The organism is Aeromonas sp. 11P (assembly GCF_051920165.1).
GTDB lineage: Bacteria > Pseudomonadota > Gammaproteobacteria > Enterobacterales > Aeromonadaceae > Aeromonas > Aeromonas veronii.
The window spans coordinates 1,494,575-1,516,509 of the sequence record NZ_JBQBDJ010000004.1; the positions used below are offsets into that span (position 1 = coordinate 1,494,575).

A 21,935-nucleotide genomic window follows, 5' to 3' on the forward strand; every position below is an offset into this window, starting at 1 on the left:
GGGGGGATATGGAAGACTCTGCTAGCGCATGAGTAGCGCCCTCCATCTCATCATGGTTAGCCAACGAATCATCTCTATTTGCCCTAACCAGCACAGTTAACTCAGACCAAAGGCGGAATACATGATCACCAAAAAACTCATAGCCTCGCTTTCTGCATTGGCTACATTCGCGATGACACCCGTTGCCGATGCCTGCACGGGGATTACCCTGAAGGCTCAAGACGGGGCGGTCGTTTTTGGCCGCACGATGGAATGGGGCACGTTCGATCTGCACTCCAGGGCGGTAATCATCCCTCGTGGACATCAATTTACGGGTAATACACCTGATCATAAATCCGGTCTTAGCTGGAAAGTGCAGCATGGATTTATCGGCCTTGATGCCCCGGCTATGGGTGAGGGCCTTATTCTCGACGGTATGAATGAGAAGGGCCTTGCCGTCAATGGCTTCTACCTTCCAGGCTTCACCGAATATCAAATGTATGACCCCGCCAAAGCCAACGTGAGCATAGGTCCCGGTGATGTCATTTCCTATCTGCTCTCGACCACTGCGACTGTGGATGAGGCCAAGGCGGCGCTCGCCAAGGTTCGTGTAACACCAGTGGTCGCCCCATCTCTTGGTTTTGCTCCTCCGGCACATTTCATCGTCACCGAGCCCAGCGGCAAAGCCATCGTAATCGAATATGTGAAGGGCGAACTCGTCATCTTCGATGCGCCACTTGGCGTGATCACCAACGCACCGAACTATGACTGGCACATCACCAACCTGCGCAACTATCTCAACCTGTCGAAGGTAGCCCTACCGGCGAAGAAGATTGAGGAGATGGACTTTGCCCCCTTGGGTGGCGGAAGCGGGATGATTGGGCTGCCCGGCGATAACACTCCTCCGTCGCGGTTCGTTCGGGCAGTGGCTTTCTCGCAGACGGCACGTCCCACACCAACAGGGCAGGAGACGGTATATGAACTGTTTCGCATGCTGGACAATTTCAACTTGCCACTCGGTTCCGCCGAGGGTGAAGGCGAAGCAACGACCAAGGATATGCGCAGTTCCACCATTTGGACGACTATCTATGATACGAAGAACAGAGCCTTGTATTACCACACCCAGCACAACAGACGGGTGCGAACAATCGATGTAAGCAAGATTGATTTCGCTTCGTTGCGCGAGCCGGTGCTTATTCCCCTCGACAGAGTAAAGGCCCAAGATATCGAAGACGTGACGCCGATAACGAAGTAGTCAGCCAATCGCGTGCTACATCGCCAGCGCATAAAAAGATGGGAGGCAGCGTTTTTATAGTCCTGATATGCCCATTCGCATAATCATACAAAAGGGAGCCTGACCGGCTCCCTTTTCCATTTCTCGTTTGCCCCCGCTAACCGCTCCCGACTGTTTGCCCCCTATCCCTCTAGGAGAGGGCTGGGGTGAGGGGGAATGTGCATTTCCAGCCAGGCAAGTTGCTCACTCAGCACACGCCCTAATGACTAATTTATTGATCCAACACATATTCCCGCCAAAACACGCTTCTCAACGCACCACCAGCCCCCTTAAGATACCCGAATGACAATCAACCTCTCGGAAGAACGCCATGACAGCGATTGTTGCTATCTCGCAGGTTAAAAGCAGTGGTCTGGGAGCTGTCACTCAGGGGCGGTAGCGTGGTTTTTTGTAGGTTGGTGCAGCGTGTAGCAAAGCCCAACAGGCGAGTATTATTGCGCCAACCGGATCTGGCTAAACAAGGATGTGGTAGACCGGTAAAACAGATTTACAGATATATTCTCGGTAAACGTTGGGCTTCACTTCGTTCAGCATCAACCTACGATTTTTAACCCAACATACGATATTTATAAATAGAGCTAACTGAGAGCAAAATAATCAGCTAATACATTTATCTTTATAAAAAGAGGTTTTATGGAAAACTTAATAATCAATGGTGCTTTCTATAAGCATTTTCTTAAATCTGCTCAATTTCCTTATACCGATAGTGAACGTAGATGTATTGAGTCTACAGTTATTAAGTTAAACCGTCATAAAACTCAGGGTGATCATCCTGGTATGTTGCTGGGTAAAATTCAATCAGGAAAAACTAAAACTTTCATGGCTATTATTGGGCTTGCCTTCGATAATAATTATGATATATCAGTCATCCTGACAAAGGGCACTAAAGCCTTATCCAAGCAGACCCAACAGAGAATTCAGAGAGAGTTCAAGCCTTTTTGTGAACAAGACGATGTCTTGGTATTTGACATCATGCATATGCCAACGGAGTTAGTTGGTTATGAACTGAAGAAAAAGATCATCTTAGTAGCTAAGAAGCAAAAGGATAATTTAGAGAAACTAGTCCATATTTTTTCGACAAAATATCCTGAACTGGCACAAAAGCGTGTGCTTCTTATTGACGATGAAGCAGATTACGCTAGCGTGGGTTTTAAAAAACAGCAGGGGGAAATTGATGCTAATCTTACTGCTGTAAAACTAGAAGAGTTACGTACTTACGCCACTGCTGCATCGTTTTTACAAGTCACAGCTACACCATACGCTCTTTATTTGCAACCAGATAACACTGAAATTCATGGTGAGACTTTTAAGCCAGTAAAGCCTGCATTTACCGAGTTAGTCCCAGTAAATGATGCTTATGTAGGAAGCGATTACTATTTTTCTGACTCAGAGCAAGAGGATACTGTCGCAGGTTATCTTTATCATCCTCTTGCACTAACAGAATTACATGTTATGAAACAGCAGGACAGGCGGCGTTTTAAGCTAGAGGATGTACTTACCTCCAATGCTATAAAAGGACTACGAACTGCCTTTTTGAATTTTTTAGTTGGTGGTGCGATCCGTCAGTTGCAATCAAAGCAAGCTCAAGAAGGCCATCAAAAATTTAGTTTTTTAATTCATACTGATGTATCAAAATCTACTCATGGCTGGCAAGAGCAAGTTATTCAAGAACTGAGCGAGAAAGTTAAGGCTGCTGCTGAAAATACCAGTGACATTTTTCAACATCTAGTAAGGGATGCATATGATGGTTTGGCTAAATCAGTTTGCCTGGCGGGATATTTCATGCCGCAATTCCCTGCTGTGCTTGAGCGTTGTCGCGAAGCATTGTGTGATGGGGAGCTGCTAATTACCACGGTCAATTCAGAAAAAGAAATTGAGTCACTACTAGATGATAGTGGCCAGCTAAAACTACGTACACCATTGAATATATTTATTGGCGGCCAAATTCTGGATCGAGGTATAACCATTGGTCGTCTTATTGGATTTTACTATGGAAGAAAACCTGCAAGATATCAACAGGATACTGTGCTTCAACATTCAAGAATGTACGGATATCGCTCTAACGAAGATTTAGCTGTAACTCGTTTTTACACCGAGCCCACAATTTATAGCGCAATGAGAAGTATGCATGAGAGTGACATAGCTCTTCGTGAAGCAATAGAGAATAACCCAGAGCAGGGTGTTGTGTTTATCCAAAAAGCTAAAGATGGCTCAGTTATTCCTTGCAGCCCCAACAAAATACTCCTCACTGAGACCACAACACTAAAACCACACAAGAGATTATTACCTGTTGGATTCCAAACACATAGTAAAGGCAAAACTAGGGATGTCACTGACAAAGTCGACACTATGTTAGCTATTCTTCATCCAAGTGGCGCGAGTAAAGAGCCATTTCTGATCCCAACAACTAAGGCCCATGAAATTCTGACATTAATAGAAGAAGTTATTCTCATGGCTGAGGATGAAGGATACAGCTTTGATTGGCAAAGTGTGCACTCAGCTATTGATTACTTGGATAAACGTTCATCAACTCCAGGTAAAATTTGGTGCTTGTGGCTCACTGACCGTAACAACAGCCGCTTAGCTGGGGAAGGAAGTCACACACGCTATGTCGCAACACCAGATACAGCCACAACCGAAGGCAAAATAGCACGAGAAACAGCAAAAGATTCACCCATGCTAATGCTATTTAGGCAAAATGGAGATGAAGAAAGAGGTTGGAAAGGAGCTCCTTTTTATTGGCCATTACTCTGGGCCCCAGCCAACACTCCAGTTGCTATTTATGCCAATCAAACCAGTGAATAGCTGAATTAACATAAGACAAAATGAAGTAATTAGAACACCCACCTTTCTAAGCAAGCCGCAGCATAGTAAGCACATAGGAAGGTGGATGTTCTGTGTCGATATAAAGGACAAATCATAGTTGGAATGCTGCCTTATACTTACCATACCACAATATTTCCGACATCCATTTCCAATCCCCCCTACCGCCCCCTTCCCCACATCCGCCACCCCATCAAAGTCAGCATTAATACAACCCCCGGCAGCCAGACCCAGTAGAACTCGGAGAGGATCACCGCCTCACCTCGGGCGGTGAGATAGGCCTCCAGCTTGAAGGGGGCGACCCGGATCACCTGCCAGGGGGCGAAGAAACGCTCATCACGCCACGGCCAGAGCCAGCCAACCCCCTTACCGCCGGTGGTGAGGGAATCGAGCAGGCTATGGGAAAGCAGAGAGACCAGCAGAAACGACCAGATGGTGGCGGCGCTGGCCCGAAATTGGCGGTGAAACAGCATGGCCAGTGTGGGCAAGGCAAAGGCAAACAGCAGGGAGTGGGTAAAGCCGCGGTGGCCAAAGACATGGCCGTAGGCGACCCCCAGTTTGAAGGCGAGCACATCGGCATCGGGCAGCATGGCGATGGCGACCCCAGCCAGCAGCAGGCGCGGCGGGATAATCCGACTGCCAAGCCCGAGACCAAGGCAGAGGGGTACGGCAGCGTGGGTGACGATGGTGGGCATAGGATAAAGCTCCAACTGAAAACGTGAGCCTACCTTATCCCCGCTCGGTGAAGTGAAGGTGAAGTGCGCCCACTGTATTGGTTCGCTGTTAGCCAAACGCAGCGCCAATCAGCGTTGGCGCGTTAACTTGAAATGTTCATTTAACAGCGGCTGACATGCAGAACGGGATCGTGATAAGTAGTCTCTTCGATTCACATCACAGGGATAGTGGCAGCGATGAATGTACCAAAAAGCGTCGTGCGGATTGCGAGCGTTATCAGCCTTTGGTTAGTGACTGGGTGCATGGCAGAGGCCGCCTCTGCGCAGCCGCAGCAAGAGCCGTATGCGCTGATCTATAACGGGCCGGTATCTGATGGGGATAGCACCAGAGCGATTGCGGATGTGGTCAGGCTGGTGGGCTTGCCGGTCAGGTATCTCTCCAATATCGAGGCGCTGCCTGCAGCGCTCGATAATGCCAGGGTGTTTATCGTTGGCGGTACTGAGGACGATGTTGAGCCGCTCCTCAATGGGTTTACCCCGCAAGCGCGTTCGGCGTTAAAAACCTATCTACAAAACGGTGGCCGCTACCTCGGGATCTGTGGGGGTGCCTTTGTGGCATCCACCGGCTGGTCTGAAGAAGAGGGCTTTGTGCCGGCGCTGGGCCTTGTTCCTGCGACATCCGATGATTATGACGGCGACTTTAGCGCCAGGATCTTCCCGATCACCTGGCTTGGTGAAGAGCGCCAGATGTATTACCAGGCCGGCCCGCAATTTACGCCGGTGCCAAGCCCAGAGCAGGTCAAGGTTATCGCCCATTTTCAAAACCATCATATAGCCGCGCTGATCAGCTCATACGGCAAAGGCAAGGTGGCCGTTTCCGGGCCACACCCCGAAGCCCCCGAATCATGGAAAGCGAACGCGGTGGACGGCGACAAGATGGAGTCGAATATTCATTTAGCCGTTGGACTCGTCAACGAGTTGCTCTCCGAAGAGCCCGTCATCCATTCGAAGTAGTCGCGTCCCTACGCCCCTGGATTTGACCCCATTGCTCGGCCCGGAAGTCAGGCCAGCCAATCGGCAGCAATCCATAAAAAAACCACCGACCTGCAAAAGGTCGGTGGTTTTTTTATCGGTGGTAGATAACGGGTAGCCGATACGAAGCGTTCGCTACCTCAACTTTCGCCCGGGAGCGAGCACTACTCTTCCTGCTCCTCCGGTTGTCTCTCCTCACCCCGTATCTGTAGCAGCTCCTCGACCCTGGCTTGCCACTTGTCGTGGGCCTGTTTGCGCTCCTGCTGCATAAATGCTTCTCGCATGGTGTCGATTTTCTGGTCAAGTGTTTCCATCAGAGTGTCTCCTTGTATGACCGCGTAAAGACTGGCTGACGGCGCGTTGGCCAACCTGCTCCCCTAATCTGACACCGCTAATGCCGTTACTGTCCAATCAAATAATCGATTGAAAATAGGAAAGCCAATCTAAAAATTCTTTTTCATGTGTGCGCCACCACACCAGCGCAAGGGAAACAGGCCGCTCAGAGCGGAATAATCCGGCACACGGCCAACACATGATTGAGTGCAGTAGTCCCCCTTCTCAGGGGAATGGGGCGCCGTTGCCCAATCCACCCAGTGAGGGGTACCGGAAGATTTCCGGGATGTTGCTGTGCCCATGATCACACAGTCACAACTCTCGCCCTCCTCTCACCGCGCCCCCGCTTTTTATCATCTAGAGTTAGCGGGCAGTCGAAAAGCTGCTGATTTATATACATTCGCCGCCAAGAGGGATCTTTTTTCATGACCGAGCATATCGATCTGCTACCTATCAACACGGATGATGAGCAGGACGCAGGCAACCGTTACCTCTACTACACCGAAGGGGATCTGGCCCGCATTCTTGCCAATCTGGAACAGCTGCGCCACGCGGTGTTTCCGGCCGCCATCGGAGAGAGTGAAACGGGCGCCACCGTGCCCCACAACTTTCCGTCCGTCTGTCTGGTGGGGCTGGGACGCTGCGGCTCCAACATCGCGCAGGATGTCGCCTCGCTGGTCTACAACGCCCGCAGCTTTTATCTCAATGAGTTCAACAGTGAAGAGCAACGCAAGCGGGAGAAGGAGTTTGGTCCGGTAAGCTGGATCCGGCGCAATCTGCGGCTGCCAAACAACGGGGCCCGGCCGGTCTTTCTGATCGAGCCCATGGTGATGCTGGGGGATCTGGACAAGGACATCGATGGCCGCATTCGCCACTCCAATCGCAGCGGCGAAGGTGGCTCCTTGCGTGATTACGCCAAGATGCGGGTGATGGACTTGTCGGAGATCCACGCGGGAGGCGCGGGTAACGCCCCCATCCTTGGCCAGTATCTGGCCAAGATCATCCTCAACAAGAGCCCCCACTACTTCGCCAACTCCGAGTGGCAGGCCATTCATACCTATCTGGTGGACTCCTGCGGCATCAAGGCCAACCAGTCCCGCCTCTATTTCTACATCTTCAGTGCCGGGGGCGGCACCGGCTCCGGCATGGCCTCCGAGTTCGGGCTGGCCCAGCAGTACTCCTACATGAGCAAAACCTTTTCCCCCCCGTCAGAAGAGGAGGAGCACCTCTCCCTCGGGGAGCACTTTATGTTCGATCCCATCTTCACCAGCGGCATCTGCATCCTGCCCAATATCTGTGATCGGGGTATCGAGATCTCGGAAGCGCTGCACATCAACGCGGGGCGCCTGCTGTGCAAATACCTGGCCGAGGAGTGGGACTTCTCCTATCACTTCGACAATGAGCAGGCGTGCGATGCCAGCATGCTCAAGCGGATTAGGCCCTGGAATGCCATGATGCTGATCTCCAACGACATCATGCGCTACGCCGAAGAGAGCGACGATGGCGAGATCCAGCATGTTGATGTCAACACCATGGAGAAGTACGCCAACCAGTACATCTCCCAGCAGATCTTCAACATCCTCACCGCCCAGGCCGTCACCACCGACTACGACGAGAACTACTTTCGCCGGGCGGGCATCGACATCAGCGAGACCATTCGGCTCGATGCCAACGACCTCTTTATGAGTCTGGCGGGGCCGGTGGCGGTGGCGTATGCCGAGTCCATCTCACCCCCCGGCGGCCTGTTTGACAAGGAGGGCGGGCTCAATGTGGACGATCTCTTCACCCGTTCCATCGAGCTGCCCCACTTCAACAAGATGACCCAGGCCATCGAGGGGATCAGTTTGCTGCCCATCGAGGCGGGCAACTATCGGGAGTATCTGGACGACTATGTGAAAAGCGGTCATGACCCGGCCCACCTCAACGAGCTGCACTTCTTCAAGAACTGCTCCTCTGTGGTGTCGATCATCTCCCTGCCCAAGGAGTACAAGCTCTCCTATATGGATCTCAACCGGCTCAAGTCTCACCTCAACGGGCTCTTCCCCAATACCACTCTCAAGCGCTATGCGCTGGTCATCGGGGCGTCGGCCAACATCTCCCTCACCACCCTGATCGTCAAGAGCCCCTGCCTGAGCGATGACTTCCTGACCCTGATCGTGGCCTTTATCAAGCGCTGCTTTGCCAAGGATCACTATCGCTTCGATGAGCATCTGGACAAGGCGGTGATCGAGATGATCAGCAATGAGGAGTGGAACGATGCGCTGCTCGATAGCATGCTCAACGAGTTCGAGAACCCGGCCAAGATCCTCGATACCAACTGGTACGCCATCAAGCCCATGTATGAGAAGAAATATCGGGAGCTTATCCGCGAGAAAGAGAAGTTCGTCTCCATCAACGATATTCGCCTCAGCCGCGAATCGGTGAAAAAGGCGCTGCTCTATCTGAGGGAGATCTATCGCCACCGGGTCAGCAAGACCCGGATCCTCTCTCTCAACCCAAGGCTGGGGGAAGCGAACGCTCGCTAGTACCTTGCCCATAAAGCAAAGCGCCCGCCCCAGATGGGGAGGGCGCTTTTTTACTGGCGCAGCCTGGCTTTATCTCATCAGAGGGAGACAAAGATCCCGGCCAGGGTGGCACTCATCAGGTTGGCGAGGGTCGCCGCCAACACTGCCTTGAAGCCCATATTGGCCACATCGTGACGGCGTTCCGGCGCCATGGTGCCGATGGAGCCGAGCTGCACCGCAATGGAGCCCAGATTGGCGAAACCGCACAGCGCGAAGGTGATGATGATCTGGGTGTGGGCGCTCAGGCCCTCCTTGATGTTGGCAAAGTCCAGATAGGCGACGAACTCGTTCATGATCACCTTCTGACCGATGAGCGAGCCTGCCGCCATCATCTCGCTGGCAGGTATGCCAATCAGCCAGGCCACCGGGGCAAACAGATAACCCAGCAGCTGTTGCAGGGAGAGGTCGGCCCAGCCGAACCACTCGCCGACAGTGGTGAGACCGGCGTTGATCATGGTGATGACGCTGACAAAGGCCAGCAGGATAGTACCGATGGCTACGGCGATCTTCATGCCGCCCATGGCACCGCCAGCCAGCGCGTCAATGGCGTTGCTGTAGTCGCTCTTGTCGAGGGTGATCTCGGTCTGATCGCTCACCTGCTGCTGTTCCGGCACCAGCAGTTTGGCCATCAGCAGGCCACCCGGCGCCGCCATAAAGGAGGCGGCGATGAGGTATTTCAAGTCCACACCCAGACCGGCGTAACCGCCCAGCACCGAGCCCGCCACCGAGGCCATGCCGCAGGTCATCACCGCAAAGAGTTCGGAACGGGTCATACCGGCGAGGAAGGGACGAATAAGCAGCGGCGACTCACCTTGCGACAGGAAGATATTGCCGGTGGCCACCAGGGATTCGGCACGGCTGGTGCCGAGCAGGCGATGAATGGCGCCGCCCAATACCCGGATCACCCACTGCATGATGCCGAAGTGGTAGAGCACGGCGATCAGCGCGCTGATAAAGATCACCAGTGGCAGCACCCGCACGGCGAAGATAAAGCCGTTGCTGGCCAGATCGCCAAACACGAAACGGATGCCGCTGTCGGCAAAGCCGAGCAGGGCGGAGACGCCATTGCTCATGGCACCGAGCATGATTTGTCCGGGAGGGAAATAGAGTACCAGGGCAGCAAAACCGGTTTGCAGGGCGAGCGCACCCAGCACGGTTCGCCAGCGGATGGCTCGGCGGTTTTCACTCGCCAGCCAGGCGATAAACATCAGGGCCAGCATACCGACCAGACTCAATAACAGTGTCATCTTGCACCTATGAAGAGAGGAGTTTCATATGGCAAGTCTGCAGACAGGCGTCGCGGGAGATCCGGCGGGAAAGGTGCCAACCCACGCGACACGCAGACCACAAACCTACAGGTTAGTGGCGGGTCCCATCCTGGGGTCATTCACGTTCCGGGTGACAGCATGTATCGGGTGACGCCAGCGCCGTCGCAGGGGGAGATGCGGCCGGGTGGCAGGTCGGGCGGCGATGGTACAGTGATCATTGTCACAGAAAAAGCGGTAAAACGATTGGCAGCAGTAACTTTTTCAACTTGTTCACACAACGAAACAGGGCCAGCGTGACGCTGGCCCTGTTTCAATCCGTACTTGAGTACTCAGATGATTACTTGAGGCGCTTGCCGCTCGCATCCACCACCTGCTCGCCATCCTCCTTGGCGAAGGCCCCTTTTTGCTGATCGGGCAATATATCGAGCACCACTTCCGACGGACGGCACAGCTTGGTGCCAAGAGGCGTGACCACGATGGGCCGGTTGATGAGGATGGGGTGGGCCAGCATGGCATCGATCAGTTCATCATCGCTGAAACGATCTTCCGCCAGCCCGAGCGCCTCGTAGGGGGGCACGTTCTTGCGCAGCAGATCGCGCACCGGCATGCCCATGGCGGCGATCAGCGCCACCAGCTGGTCGCGGGAGGGGGGCGTCTCCAGATAGTGGATGACTGTGGGCTCGACGCCGCTGTTGCGGATCAGCGCCAGGGTGTTACGGGAGGTACCACATTCCGGGTTGTGATAGATGGTGATTGCACTCATTTGCGTGTCTCTCATTAATCAAGTGAATAGAAAATGGATAGCATCTAGTTCGCGGCCAGCTGTTAGCGGCCATCAGTTAACGGCTCAGCCCCGCTTCGTACCAGGGTTTGCTGGCGTTAACCACCCGCACCACCAGCAGCATGACCGGCACCTCGATCAGTACCCCGACCACGGTGGCGAGCGCCGCGCCGGAGTGAAAGCCGAACAGGCTGATGGCGGCGGCCACCGCCAACTCGAAGAAGTTGGATGCGCCGATCAGGGCGGAAGGACAGGCAACCGAGTGCTTCTCCCCCACCTTGCGGTTGAGCCAGTAGGCCAATCCCGAGTTGAACAGCACCTGGATCAGGATCGGCACCGCCAACAGGGCGATGACCAGCGGCTGCTCGATAATGGCGTTGCCCTGGAAGGCGAACAGCAGCACCAGAGTGAGCAGCAGGGCCGCCACCGACCAGGGCTGGATGCGGGTCATAACGCCGTCAAAATGGGCCTCTCCCTTTTTCAGCAAAGCCTTGCGCAGCAGTTGGGCGATGATGACCGGGATGACGATATAGAGCACCACAGAGGTGAGCAGGGTATCCCACGGCACTATGATGCTGGAGACTCCGAGCAGCAGCGCCACCAGCGGCGCGAAGGCAAACACCATGATGAGGTCATTCACCGCCACCTGCGACAGGGTGAAGTAGGGATCGCCGTTGGTGAGGCGGCTCCAGACAAACACCATGGCGGTGCAGGGGGCCGCCGCCAGCAGGATCAGGCCCGCTACGTAACTGTCGAGTTGATCCGCCGGCAGCCAGTCGGCAAACAGCACGCGGATAAAGAGCCAGCCGAGGAAGGCCATGGAGAAGGGTTTGACCAGCCAGTTGATAAAGAGGGTGACCCCAATCCCCTTCATGTGGCCCTTCACCTGATGCAGGGCGCCAAAGTCGATCTTGAGCAGCATGGGGATGATCATCACCCAGATCAGCAGCCCCACCGGCAGGTTGACCTTGGCCACCTCCATGGCGCCGATCGCCTTGAAGAGATCAGGCAACCCCTGCCCGAGGCCAATCCCCACCAGAATGCAGAGGGCGACCCAGGCGGTCAGATAACGTTCAAAAAAGCCGATGGCAGGCACGGCCTTGGCATCACATGTTGCAGACATCACAGCTCCCGATGCGGCGCAATTTCGCATCTTCTATTGGTTCAAAACACGGGTTTATAACAAGTAACGGCATATTCAAGCCGCCTCGGCAGCAGGCCGGGGCGGCGACTCAATGGTGCTGGCAGAGACGGCGCAGGGCATCGGGCCCCACCGGCTCCTCGGCGAGCAGCGGCACCACGGCGTAGCGGCTGGCATGTTGCTGCTCGACCGCCTCGACATAGGGCTGCTGGCGCTCAGCCCGCAGTTGCAGCAGCGGCGAGCTGACCGCGGCTTGCTGCAAGCTGTGGTTGATGAGCCAACCCCAGGGCTCGATGCCGGCCCGGCGCAGATCGGCCTGCAGATTGGCCGCCTCCTGTACCGGCGTCGGCTCGGGCAACGTCACAATCAACACCTTGGTCTGCTTGGGATCCTGCAACTGCATCATGGGGGTGGTGAAGTGCAGCCCCTTGCTTCCCATCTGGCGAGCGATCTCCCTGTGGTAGGCGCCGGTGGCGTCGAGCAGCAGCAGGGTGTGGCCGGTGGGGGCAGTATCCATCACCACGAAGCACTTGCCCGCCTCGCGAATGATGCGCGAGAAGGCCTGAAACACGGCGATCTCCTCGGTACAGGGGGAGCGCAAGTCCTCCTCCAGCAGTGCCCTCCCCTGCTCGTCCAGCGCCGCCCCCTTGGTGGCCAGCACCTGGGCGCGGTAACGCTCGGTCTCGGCGTGGGGGTCGATGCGGCTCACCTCCAGATGGGGCAAACTAGCTGCCAAGGTCTCACTCAGGTGCGCAGCGGGATCCGAGGTGGTGAGGTGCACCGGCAAACCGCGGCTCGCCAGCTCCACCGCCACGGCGGCAGCCAGGGTAGTTTTGCCCACCCCGCCCTTGCCCATCAGCATGATAAGGCCGTGACCATCGGCGGCAAGCTCGTCCACCAGCGAACTCAACTCGGGCTGGGCTTGCTTGACAGTGGACTGTACTGTCGGGGATTGGGCGGCTGTTCCCTCTGATTGCAGCAGCTGGCGCAAACTGTCGACCCCCACCAGATTGGTGGCCAGCAGCGGGATATGATCCTGCGACAGCCCCTTGATCCCCTGCGGCATCTGGGCGAGAGCCTGTTGCTCACGCTGCCAGAGCGCCATTGCCAGCGGATCTCCGGCAATGGCGCCTTCGGGGAAGAGGCCATTGATCACCAACTGCTGATTCAGCAAGCCGATGGCGGCCAGCTCCTCGTGGGTGCGAGCCACTTCCCGCAGAGTGGATTGCTGGGCCCGCGCCACCAGCACCAACCGGGTGCGGGTGGCATCAGCCAGTGCGGCGACCGCGTCGCTATACTGGCTGCGCTGCTTCTCCAGCCCCGCCAGCGGTCCGAGGCAGGAGGCATCCCCCTTGCCCTGCTCCAAAAATTCGCTCCAGGCGCCCGGCAGTTGCAGCAGCCGGATGGTGTGGCCGGTTGGGGCCGTATCAAAGACGATATGGTCATACTCGGCCAGCAGCGTTTGGTCGGTCAGCAGGGCGGTGAATTCGTCAAAGGCGGCAATCTCGGTGGTGCAGGCGCCGGAGAGCTGCTCCTCGATGCTGCGCACCACGCTCTCGGGCAACTTGCCGCGCACCGGCCCGACGATCCGCTCCCGATAAGCTTTGGCCGCCGCGGGGGGATCTATCTCCAGCGCCGACAAACCGGGCACTGCGGCGATGGTGGTGACGCGATTGCCGATCTCGGTGGCAAACACCTGCCCCACGTTGGAGGCAGGATCTGTGCTCACCAGCAGCACCCGCTTGCCAATATCACAGAGAGCCACCGCACTGGCACAGGCCAGCGAGGTCTTGCCCACCCCGCCCTTGCCGGTGAAAAAGAGAAACGGCGGTGGATTGGTCAGAAAATGGTACATAGCCTCTCCCGAATGGTGCGTCGCGACTCAGCAGCAACCACTGCCGGAGCAGCAGCCGCCCTTGACGATCCCCTTGATGGCCGCTTGCGGCGAAGGCAACCCGGCATAACGGGCCAGCTCGCTGCGGTTCGGGTAACGGCCGGTCAACACCACCTGCCCCTCCACCAGCACCAGCGGCAACCCCTCCTCCCCGGCGTGGGTCAGAAAAGCGCTGACGGCAGGTGTCTCGGCAAATTGCATCGGCTGCTGGGCCAGATTGAAACGCTCGATGGCCACTCCCTGCTCCTTGGCCCAGGCAAGGTCGGCTGCGAAGGTGACCAGTGCCTGATCAACCTCGGTACCGCAGACACCGCTGGAGCAGCAGAGGGCGGGATCAAAAATCTGAATGGAGGGCATGGCATTACTCCTTGTTGCAGCAGGGCTGCGCAGGCAGAACATGGGGGGAGCAGGCTGACTCGGCACGCATCACGCCGCACGCCTCGGGATGGCCGGCGCAGCACTCCTCGGTGAGGTAGGCGATCACATCCAGCATCAGGGGAATATTGGCGCGGTAGCGCAGAAAGCGCCCCTCCTGCTCCACCGACAGCAGACCGGTGTTGAGCATCGCCTTGAGGTGAAACGAGAGGGTATTGGGGGCAATATCGAGCTCACTGGCCAGTTCACCGGCGACTCGCCCCTCCAGCCCGGCCTTCACCAGCAGCCGCCATACATCGAGCCGGATGCCAGATGCCAGCGATTCAAAGACCTTGGTGGCCATCTCTTTGTTCATCTTCACTCCCCTTGGTGTGACCTTTCACTTCAACTATACAAGAATTATTGAAATGATCAAGATACGTACCGAATCGAAGATACGAGGTGCTGGCATCAAAGCGGGCTGACTGGAGAATCGATGAGTGAACAACCGCTGCGGACGACCAAAAAGGGCTCGTCGCAGATAAACAGACGCCCTCCAGAGGGAGGGCGTATCAGAGCGTTTGACCCGCCAGCACAGTCAGCGCTGTCGGGGCAATCAGACAAACGCGTGCCTTATTTGGCAACAGTCACCGCGTTAAAGGTGAGCAGGGCCGCCTTGTTGGCATCGCTCAGAGTCAGCTGGTTGCCGTTGATGGAGTAGGTTGCCACCTTCTCCAGTTTTTGCAGGAACTCGGTCTCTTTGTTCATGGCGTCGCCGATGCACATCATGCGAGTGGAGCCCATGGCGCCCAGCGTCAAGACACCGTCACCCTGCTTGGTGATACCGCCAAAATAGCGGTTGCAGCCGCCCTTGCCCGCCACCTTGCCGTCAACCACTTGCAGGGTGAAGGTATCGCCGGTGGCGCCTTGCAGCTGCCAGCTGGATGCTTGCAGTTGAGCCATGCTGGAACCTGTTGCCATTGCGCAGCCTCCCAGTGCCAGCGCGGCCAGCAGAGTCAGTTTCTTGTTCATGGATTCACCTCTTAATGATTAGAGCCATCAATACGGCAGCCTGTTTATCATGGCTGGCGCCCATGCCAAAGGATTTTATTGTGATCACGCTTCACTTTACTACCAGCTGGCATGTGCCATGCTTAGGCTCAGTTCCGGACCCAGGGAGGGGAAACGAATGGTCAAATCACTCATCATCACACTGCTTGCAACCTGCGCCAGCATGGCCGTACAGGCCGCCGACTGGGCAGTGGTTCAGCCGCAATCCAACCCGTCTCTCTATGTCAAAAGTTACTCGGGTGTGTTGCTCAATGGCCATAGCCATCACAGCGACAGTTTTGATCTCTGGCTGGTCAATAGCGGCTATCAATATCCGGTGGTGGATGATGTGACCCTCTTTATGGAAGCCGGCCCGGCGGTGGCGGATCAGAATCGCACATCCGGTTTCAATATGAGTTCGGGGGTACGCTACCAGCTCTCTCCGGCATTCCATATCGGCAGCCAGATCAAGCATCTCGATCTCAACAAGGCCAGCACCCTGCTGGAGCTCAACTCCAGCCTGCTGCTGACCCCCAGACTCTCCCTCACCGCCAACTACGGCGTCAGCGCCATCACTGCCGATCAGGCACTGAGTCTGGGCGTCGGCTTCAATTTCTGATGATCACAACAGCGGCGTGGCGCTCACCACCACGCCGTTGCGATCCGCATAGACATAATCCCCTTCGTGGATGGTCACCCCGGCAAAGCTGACCACAGCCCCCAGTTCTCCCAATCCCCGCTTCTCGGTCTTGACCGGACAGGCCGCCAGCGCCTTGACCCCGAGCGCCAGTGTCGCCAGGGTGCCCACATCCCGCGCCGCGCCGTGGATCAGGATCCCCTCCCACCCCTGCTCCACCGCCTTGACCGCCAGTTGATCGCCCAGCAGCGCACGGCGCAGCGAGCCACCACCGTCGATCACCATCACCTTGCCGTGACCGGGGCGGGTCACCAGATCCCGCACCAGACTGTTGTCTTCATAACAGGAGAGCGTTACGGCGCGACCATAAAAGAGAGCCTTGCCGCCAAAATCCTGAAACACCGGGTCGGCCACTTGCAGCAAGTCGCCATGTTGATCGCAGAGGTCGGGCAGGAGATCCAGCATGATTTGATTCCTTTCAGATGCATGAAGATGTTTATTCTTTCATCAACAATTGGCTCTGACAATCCAGAAAGCAGCGATATCTCCCAGACAAACTGCTGATTTATCGCTTAATACCGGCACCAGCCAGAGTTGCCCGCCTTCTATCCAGTAGATGGCGTTCTGGCCAAAGCGGGCAGCCAGTGCGCAAGCCTCTGGCAGGGGCAGCGCCACGGCGAGCGAGGACTCGCGCCAGCTTTCGTCCGGTGCGGCTCCCCACACAGGGCCAGCCATATTGACGCCCGGCATGGACTCCAGATGACGCCAAAGTGCCCGCTCGCGACGCCGGTTGCGACGATCTCCGACCCATTGGCTGGCAGGATTCCAGGCTGTAACGATGGCAAATTCAGGCCAGGAAGGCATTCCAAATGGCACTAAAAAGCAAATTTTCTTGTAGTTTTCCCACAAAATCATGTCAATCACATGTTACATTCCATTACATTTTATAGGGGCGAAAACCCGGTTAAGGCCAAGTATGATGCTGTTGTGCCACGGTTTGACCTATATCAAATCAGAGTTAAAAAGTTGCTATCTGACGGCAAAGAGTGTTGTTATGCTCCTGTTAACTGATAAAATGCGGCCACTTTCGTAATGGACGACCTTTCCAGGCTCTGCTCGACCAGACTTGTCGGGAACCTATAAGTGGCACAGGGATACTTGCCGGTACTGATGCCTAATTCGCGATATTCCGACCTGACTCTCATACCCAGGATGACGTAATAAATTTTCAGGATCAGTCAGGAAATCGGTTTGAAACGCCAAAGAGTGTTAAATTTAAGATAATTAACTGATAAGAATCTGGGAATACTCATGCAAACACCACACATTCTGATCGTCGAAGACGAGCTGGTCACACGCAATACCCTGAAAAGCATTTTTGAAGCCGAAGGCTACATCGTGCTCGAAGCCAACAACGGCGACGAAATGCACCAGGCCCTCACTTCCCACACCATCAATCTGGTGATCATGGACATCAACCTGCCGGGCAAGAACGGCCTGCTGCTGGCCCGTGAGCTGCGCGAGAACGACAACATCGCCCTGATGTTCCTGACCGGTCGTGACAACGAAGTAGACAAGATCCTGGGTCTGGAGATCGGCGCCGATGATTACATCACCAAGCCGTTCAACCCGCGCGAGCTGACCATCCGTGCCCGCAACCTGCTGAGCCGCACCATGAACGTGGCTGCCGGTGGCGAAGAGAAGAAGCTGGTTGAGCGCTACCTGTTCAACGGCTGGGCGCTGGATATCAACAGCCGCGCACTGGTCAGCCCGACTGGCGACATGTTCAAGCTGCCGCGCTCCGAGTTCCGCGCCATGCTGCACTTCTGCGAAAACCCGGGCCAGATCCAGACTCGTGCCGAACTGCTGAAGAAGATGACCGGCCGTGAGCTCAAGCCACACGACCGTACCGTTGATGTGACCATCCGTCGCATTCGCAAGCACTTCGAAAGCGTCAACGATACTCCGGAGATCATCGCCACCATCCACGGCGAAGGCTACCGTTTCTGTGGTGAGCTGGAGCAGGAATAAGCTCCCGCTACGCTGTTGATCTGAAAAGGCGCCTCGGGCGCCTTTTCTGTCTCTGCTGTTTGCCTTAAAGCTGAGAAACGGTGAGCGTGACGTCGAACGGCGCACAAGAAAGATGAAAAACAAAAAGCCCACTCGCTGGAGTGGGCTTTTTGTTTTGAAGCTGGAGCGGGCAGCGGGAATCGAACCCGCATCATCAGCTTGGAAGGCTGAGGTAATAGCCATTATACGATGCCCGCCTGGCATCTGAAATTTGGAGCGGGTGATGGGAATCGAACCCACGTATGCAGCTTGGGAAGCTACCGTTCTACCATTGAACTACACCCGCGTCAGGGCTCCTACTATATGCATTTTGCCGCCGAGCGCAATGGCGCCTTTGCCACTTTTTTCAATAAATCAATCTGTTCGGACAAGGATTGAACAGACGGTTGCTTTTTCAATCAAACATTTTCAACACAGATAATTTACAAGGTTGCCAAGGCCAAACGGCAAGGATAGTCTTGCGCCACTCGACGCGAGGATGGTGGTAATGGATAAAAAAACGCAAAAACGTCTCTATGGCTGGTTGCGCAAGCAATCGAGTCACGGTCGCCGCTGGATCACGATATCCATCGCTTTTGGCCTTGGCCAGGGCATTCTGATGGTGGCGCAAGCCTGGCTGCTGGCGACCCTGTTGCACGGCTTTATCATCGAAGGCTCCACGCCTGAGCAATCCATCACGCTCTTTATTACCCTGCTGCTGGTGACGCTTGGCAAGGCGGCACTGGCCTACGGCCGGGAAATGGCCAGTTTCAAGGCGGGCAGCGCGGTGCGCCAGACCATCCGCCAGCTGGTGCTCACTCGCTTGAGTCGCCTCGGCCCTGCCTTTATTCAGCGCCGTCCGGCCGGTAGCTGGGCCAGCCTGTTGCTGGAACAGATTGAAAACATGCAGGATTTCTTCTCCCGCTATCTGCCACAGATGGCCATCGCCGTCTTTATTCCGGTGGTCATTCTGGTGGCTGTATTCCCGGTCAACTGGGCGGCAGGTCTGATCCTGCTGGGCACTGCGCCCCTCATCCCCATCTTTATGATCCTGGTGGGTGTGGGCGCCGCCGATGCCAACCGCCGCAACTTTCAGGCGCTGGCTCGCCTCTCCGGCCACTTCCTCGATCGGCTGAAGGGGCTGCGTACCCTGCAACTCTTTATGCGTACCCAAGCAGAAGGTGACGCCATTAGCGACGCCTCGGAAGATTTTCGCGAGCGCACCATGGAAGTGCTGCGCCTGGCGTTTTTGAGCACCGCCGTGCTGGAGTTCTTCGCCGCCATCTCGGTAGCGCTGGTTGCCGTCTACTTCGGCTTCTCTTATATCGACCATCTGAACTTTGGTAGCTATGGGGTCAAGGTCACCCTCTTTACCGGTCTGTTCGTGCTGTTTCTCGCCCCCGAGTTCTACGCCCCGCTGCGGGAACTGGGTGCCCACTACCACGCCAAGGCGCAGGCCATTGGCGCTGCCGAGCAGTTGCTTGAATTCCTCGAAGCCGAGGTGAGCGAGCCGGCCGCAGGCACGGCGCCATTCCATGCCGACAGCCCGGTCAAGGTCGAAGCCAAAGGCCTTGAAGTGCTGAGCGCCGAAGGCAAGGTGCTGGTCGGCCCCATCGACTTCACCCTGGAAGCCGGTTCGCGCACCGCCCTCATCGGCGTCAGCGGCGCAGGCAAGAGCTCGCTGGTCAATGCCCTGCTCGGCTTTGCCCCCTATCGCGGTGAACTCAAGGTCAACGGGCAGGAGCTCGCCACCCTCGACATGAGCCAGTGGCGCCTGCAACTGGGCTGGCTCTCGCAAAACCCGCAGCTGTTCCACGCCTCCTTGCGCGACAACCTGCTGCTGGCCAAACCAACGGCCAGCGATGCCGAGCTGGAAGATGCCCTGAAACGGGCGCAGGCGTGGGAATTTGCCATGGAGAAGGGGCTCGACTATCCGGTCGGCGATCAGGCCGGTGGCCTCTCGGTCGGTCAGGCCCAGCGCCTCGCACTGGCGCGAACTCTGCTCAAATCAACCCAGCTGATGGTGCTAGACGAACCGACCGCCAGTCTGGACCGCCACTCCGAACGCGCCATCATGACCACCCTCGAGCAGGCGATGGCTGGCCAGACCCTGCTGATGATCACCCACCGCCTCGACCAGCTTACCAAGATGGACAAGATAATGGTGCTGGCCCGCGGCCAGCTGGTGGAGCAAGGCAGCTTCCAGCAACTTAGTTCTGGGCAGGGGCATTTTGCCCGCCTGCTCTCCCAACGTTCCGGAGGTTCTCTCGATGAGTGATCTGTTGCCGTTTCTGCGCCTCTATCGCCAACACTGGCTCAGCCTCACCATTGGTTTGCTGCTGGCGCTGGTAACCCTGGCCGCCGGCATGGGACTACTCTCCCTCTCCGGCTGGTTCCTCTCCGCCGCCGCCGTGGCAGGGATGACAGTTGCGACGACCCATGCCTTTAACTACATGACCCCTGCGGGCGGGGTGCGCTTCTTCTCCATCGTCCGTACCGCCGGTCGCTGGGGTGAGCGGGTCGTGAGCCACGATGCCACCTTCCGGGTATTGACCCGACTGCGGGTCTGGTTCTGGCAGAAACTCTCGCCGCTCTCCACCGGTACTCTGGCCGGTTTTCGCCAGGCCGATCTGCTCAACCGACTGGTGGCAGACATCGATGCGATGGACCACGTCTATCTGCGGCTGATCACCCCCATAGGCGCGGCCCTGCTCAGCACCGCCGGACTGGTCTTCTTCCTGTCGTTTTTCGACAGTCGCCTCGCCCTCACCCTGGGGGCCATTCTGCTGTTTGGCATGATTGCCCTGCCGCTGGTGTTCTACTTCCTCGGCCGTCGCCCCGGTCAGGCGCTGATTGCCGAAAAATCGACCCTGCGCACCCGGATGGTGGACTATCTGGATGGTCAGGCCGAGCTGCAGATGTTTGCCGCCGCCCCCAAGGCGCTGGTTGAGCTGCAACAAGCCGAACAGGCGCTGCTTGCCGCGCAGGCCCGGATGGCCAAGGTGAGCGGGCTGGCCAACTTCTCGGTGCAACTGCTGAGCGGCTGGACCCTGACCCTGATGCTCTGGCTGGCCGGTCATGGGGTAGCGGGTGCTGCGCCCGACCCCATCACCGCACTGATGGTCTTTGCCACCCTGGCAAGCTTTGAGGCACTGATGCCGCTGGCGGGGGCTTTCCAGCACCTCTCCACCAGCCTCACCTCGGCACGCCGCCTGAACGAGATCCTACAAGAGGCAAAAGCCCCCGTGTGGGGCGACGAACAGACCCATGCCAACGTTGGTTCGCTGCAGATCAATGACCTCTATTTTGGCTACCCCGGCAACCCTCAGCCGGTGCTGCGTGGCTGCACCCTGCAGCTGCACGCCGGTGAGAAGCTGGCGCTGCTGGGCCAGACCGGCTGCGGCAAATCGACCCTGATGGGGCTGCTGACCCGTGAGTGGAGCCCGCAGGCAGGCAAGATCCTGCTGGGTGGCAAGCCGCTCACCGACTACAGCGAAGGGGCGCTGCGCGCCTCCATCTCGGTGGTGAGCCAGCGGGTACATCTGTTTGCCGATACCTTGCGGGGCAACCTCAAACTGGCCGCCCCGACCGCCACTGACGAGCAACTGATTGCGGTGCTGACCCAGGTCGGGCTGGCCAATCTACTGGAAGATGAGGCGGGCCTCGACGCCTGGCTCGGTGACGGCGGCCGCCCCCTCTCCGGTGGCGAGCGTCGCCGTATCGGCATCGCCCGCGCCCTGCTGCACGATGCGCCGCTCTGGCTGCTGGACGAACCGACCGAAGGGCTCGACAGTCAGACCGAGCGGGAGATCATGGATCTGCTGTTCAAGCTTGGAGCAGATCGCACCTTGCTGCTCATCTCCCACCGCCTGCTGGGGATGGAACAGATGGACCGGATTGCCCTGATGGAAGAGGGACAGATCCGCCTCTGCGCCCCTCACAACGAGCTGCTGGCGGATGATTACTACCGCAGCCTCTATCAGCGACTGGCTCCGGTTTGATATCAGGCTGATGGGGGTCACACCCCGACAACAGGGCGCAAAACGGGGCTGGTCGCCGCAG

The 21,935-nt window shown here is 56.9% G+C and carries 19 protein-coding genes and 2 tRNA genes; 8 read left to right on the forward strand and 13 right to left on the reverse strand.

The window, feature by feature from the left end; genetic code table 11:
- Positions 1-121: 121 nt before the first annotated feature.
- Together ACTG1P_RS06810 and ACTG1P_RS06815 are read left to right on the forward strand one after the other, a co-directional pair.
- Positions 122-1,234, forward strand: a complete 1,113-nt coding sequence (locus ACTG1P_RS06810) for a choloylglycine hydrolase family protein (protein WP_278172679.1) — start codon at positions 122-124, stop codon at positions 1,232-1,234.
- 672 nt (positions 1,235-1,906) lie between these two features.
- Positions 1,907-4,078 (forward strand): Z1 domain-containing protein, encoded by a 2,172-nt coding sequence (locus ACTG1P_RS06815; RefSeq protein WP_440000832.1) that lies wholly within the window; start codon positions 1,907-1,909, stop codon positions 4,076-4,078.
- A gap of 179 nt (positions 4,079-4,257) precedes the next feature.
- Here the strand turns inward: ACTG1P_RS06815 and ACTG1P_RS06820 are convergent, their stop codons facing one another.
- A complete protein-coding gene (locus ACTG1P_RS06820) occupies positions 4,258-4,791 on the reverse strand; it encodes a metal-dependent hydrolase (protein WP_440000833.1) in 534 nt (177 codons plus the stop codon).
- Between the two features lie 216 nt (positions 4,792-5,007).
- Here ACTG1P_RS06820 and ACTG1P_RS06825 point away from each other — a divergent pair, with 216 nt between their 5' ends.
- Positions 5,008-5,784, forward strand: a complete 777-nt coding sequence (locus ACTG1P_RS06825) for a BPL-N domain-containing protein (RefSeq protein ID WP_440000834.1) — start codon at positions 5,008-5,010, stop codon at positions 5,782-5,784.
- A 182-nt stretch (positions 5,785-5,966) separates the two neighbouring features.
- On the opposite strand, the gene ACTG1P_RS06830 is transcribed toward ACTG1P_RS06825, so the two are convergent.
- Positions 5,967-6,116: a hypothetical protein gene (locus tag ACTG1P_RS06830; protein WP_005338159.1), complete on the reverse strand. Its 150-nt coding sequence runs from the start codon at positions 6,114-6,116 to the stop codon at positions 5,967-5,969.
- Between the two features lie 444 nt (positions 6,117-6,560).
- Here ACTG1P_RS06830 and ACTG1P_RS06835 point away from each other — a divergent pair, with 444 nt between their 5' ends.
- Positions 6,561-8,660, forward strand: a complete 2,100-nt coding sequence (locus ACTG1P_RS06835) for a hypothetical protein (RefSeq protein WP_440000835.1) — start codon at positions 6,561-6,563, stop codon at positions 8,658-8,660.
- A gap of 77 nt (positions 8,661-8,737) precedes the next feature.
- On the opposite strand, the gene ACTG1P_RS06840 is transcribed toward ACTG1P_RS06835, so the two are convergent.
- The 7 genes from ACTG1P_RS06840 to ACTG1P_RS06870 all read right to left on the reverse strand — a co-directional run bounded on the left by ACTG1P_RS06840 (position 8,738) and on the right by ACTG1P_RS06870 (position 15,169).
- The gene (locus tag ACTG1P_RS06840) at positions 8,738-9,946 is read right to left on the reverse strand and encodes a NupC/NupG family nucleoside CNT transporter (protein ID WP_440000836.1); all 1,209 of its coding nucleotides are present in this window, start codon (positions 9,944-9,946) and stop codon (positions 8,738-8,740) included.
- Between the two features lie 358 nt (positions 9,947-10,304).
- Positions 10,305-10,730, reverse strand: a complete 426-nt coding sequence (gene arsC, locus ACTG1P_RS06845; protein ID WP_440000837.1) for a glutaredoxin-dependent arsenate reductase — start codon at positions 10,728-10,730, stop codon at positions 10,305-10,307.
- Between the two features lie 76 nt (positions 10,731-10,806).
- Positions 10,807-11,871 carry an ACR3 family arsenite efflux transporter gene (arsB, locus tag ACTG1P_RS06850; RefSeq protein ID WP_005338173.1) on the reverse strand — a complete coding sequence of 355 codons (1,065 nt, stop codon included), beginning with the start codon at positions 11,869-11,871 and terminating at the stop codon, positions 10,807-10,809.
- A 109-nt stretch (positions 11,872-11,980) separates the two neighbouring features.
- Positions 11,981-13,744 carry an arsenical pump-driving ATPase gene (gene arsA, locus ACTG1P_RS06855; protein WP_440000838.1) on the reverse strand — a complete coding sequence of 588 codons (1,764 nt, stop codon included), beginning with the start codon at positions 13,742-13,744 and terminating at the stop codon, positions 11,981-11,983.
- Positions 13,745-13,771: 27 nt separating this feature from the next.
- Positions 13,772-14,140 carry an arsenite efflux transporter metallochaperone ArsD gene (gene arsD / locus ACTG1P_RS06860; protein WP_440000840.1) on the reverse strand — a complete coding sequence of 123 codons (369 nt, stop codon included), beginning with the start codon at positions 14,138-14,140 and terminating at the stop codon, positions 13,772-13,774.
- Positions 14,141-14,144: 4 nt separating this feature from the next.
- A complete protein-coding gene (locus ACTG1P_RS06865; RefSeq protein ID WP_005338181.1) occupies positions 14,145-14,513 on the reverse strand; it encodes an ArsR/SmtB family transcription factor in 369 nt (122 codons plus the stop codon).
- A gap of 257 nt (positions 14,514-14,770) precedes the next feature.
- Positions 14,771-15,169 carry an META domain-containing protein gene (locus tag ACTG1P_RS06870; protein WP_440000841.1) on the reverse strand — a complete coding sequence of 133 codons (399 nt, stop codon included), beginning with the start codon at positions 15,167-15,169 and terminating at the stop codon, positions 14,771-14,773.
- Positions 15,170-15,326: 157 nt separating this feature from the next.
- Here ACTG1P_RS06870 and ACTG1P_RS06875 point away from each other — a divergent pair, with 157 nt between their 5' ends.
- Positions 15,327-15,806 carry a hypothetical protein gene (locus ACTG1P_RS06875; protein ID WP_440000842.1) on the forward strand — a complete coding sequence of 160 codons (480 nt, stop codon included), beginning with the start codon at positions 15,327-15,329 and terminating at the stop codon, positions 15,804-15,806.
- A gap of 3 nt (positions 15,807-15,809) precedes the next feature.
- On the opposite strand, the gene ACTG1P_RS06880 is transcribed toward ACTG1P_RS06875, so the two are convergent.
- Positions 15,810-16,289: a putative 4-hydroxy-4-methyl-2-oxoglutarate aldolase gene (locus ACTG1P_RS06880; RefSeq protein WP_118854119.1), complete on the reverse strand. Its 480-nt coding sequence runs from the start codon at positions 16,287-16,289 to the stop codon at positions 15,810-15,812.
- A gap of 42 nt (positions 16,290-16,331) precedes the next feature.
- Positions 16,332-16,739: a DUF3293 domain-containing protein gene (locus ACTG1P_RS06885; protein WP_440002287.1), complete on the reverse strand. Its 408-nt coding sequence runs from the start codon at positions 16,737-16,739 to the stop codon at positions 16,332-16,334.
- 396 nt (positions 16,740-17,135) lie between these two features.
- Here ACTG1P_RS06885 and arcA point away from each other — a divergent pair, with 396 nt between their 5' ends.
- On the forward strand, positions 17,136-17,855 hold the full coding sequence (gene arcA, locus ACTG1P_RS06890) for a two-component system response regulator ArcA (RefSeq protein ID WP_005338193.1): 720 nt from the start codon (positions 17,136-17,138) through the stop codon (positions 17,853-17,855).
- Positions 17,856-18,016: 161 nt separating this feature from the next.
- Here arcA and ACTG1P_RS06895 read toward each other — a convergent pair.
- Positions 18,017-18,091: transfer RNA gene (locus ACTG1P_RS06895), tRNA-Gly, on the reverse strand.
- A gap of 15 nt (positions 18,092-18,106) precedes the next feature.
- Positions 18,107-18,180 (reverse strand) — tRNA-Gly (locus ACTG1P_RS06900).
- A 201-nt stretch (positions 18,181-18,381) separates the two neighbouring features.
- Between ACTG1P_RS06900 and cydD the strand changes: the two genes are divergently transcribed.
- Together cydD and cydC are read left to right on the forward strand one after the other, a co-directional pair.
- Positions 18,382-20,151 (forward strand): heme ABC transporter permease/ATP-binding protein CydD, encoded by a 1,770-nt coding sequence (gene cydD / locus ACTG1P_RS06905; RefSeq protein ID WP_440000843.1) that lies wholly within the window; start codon positions 18,382-18,384, stop codon positions 20,149-20,151.
- Positions 20,144-21,874 carry a heme ABC transporter ATP-binding protein/permease CydC gene (gene cydC / locus ACTG1P_RS06910; protein WP_440000844.1) on the forward strand — a complete coding sequence of 577 codons (1,731 nt, stop codon included), beginning with the start codon at positions 20,144-20,146 and terminating at the stop codon, positions 21,872-21,874. The genes cydD and cydC overlap by 8 nt, the downstream gene beginning before the upstream one ends.
- Positions 21,875-21,935 lie beyond the last annotated feature (61 nt).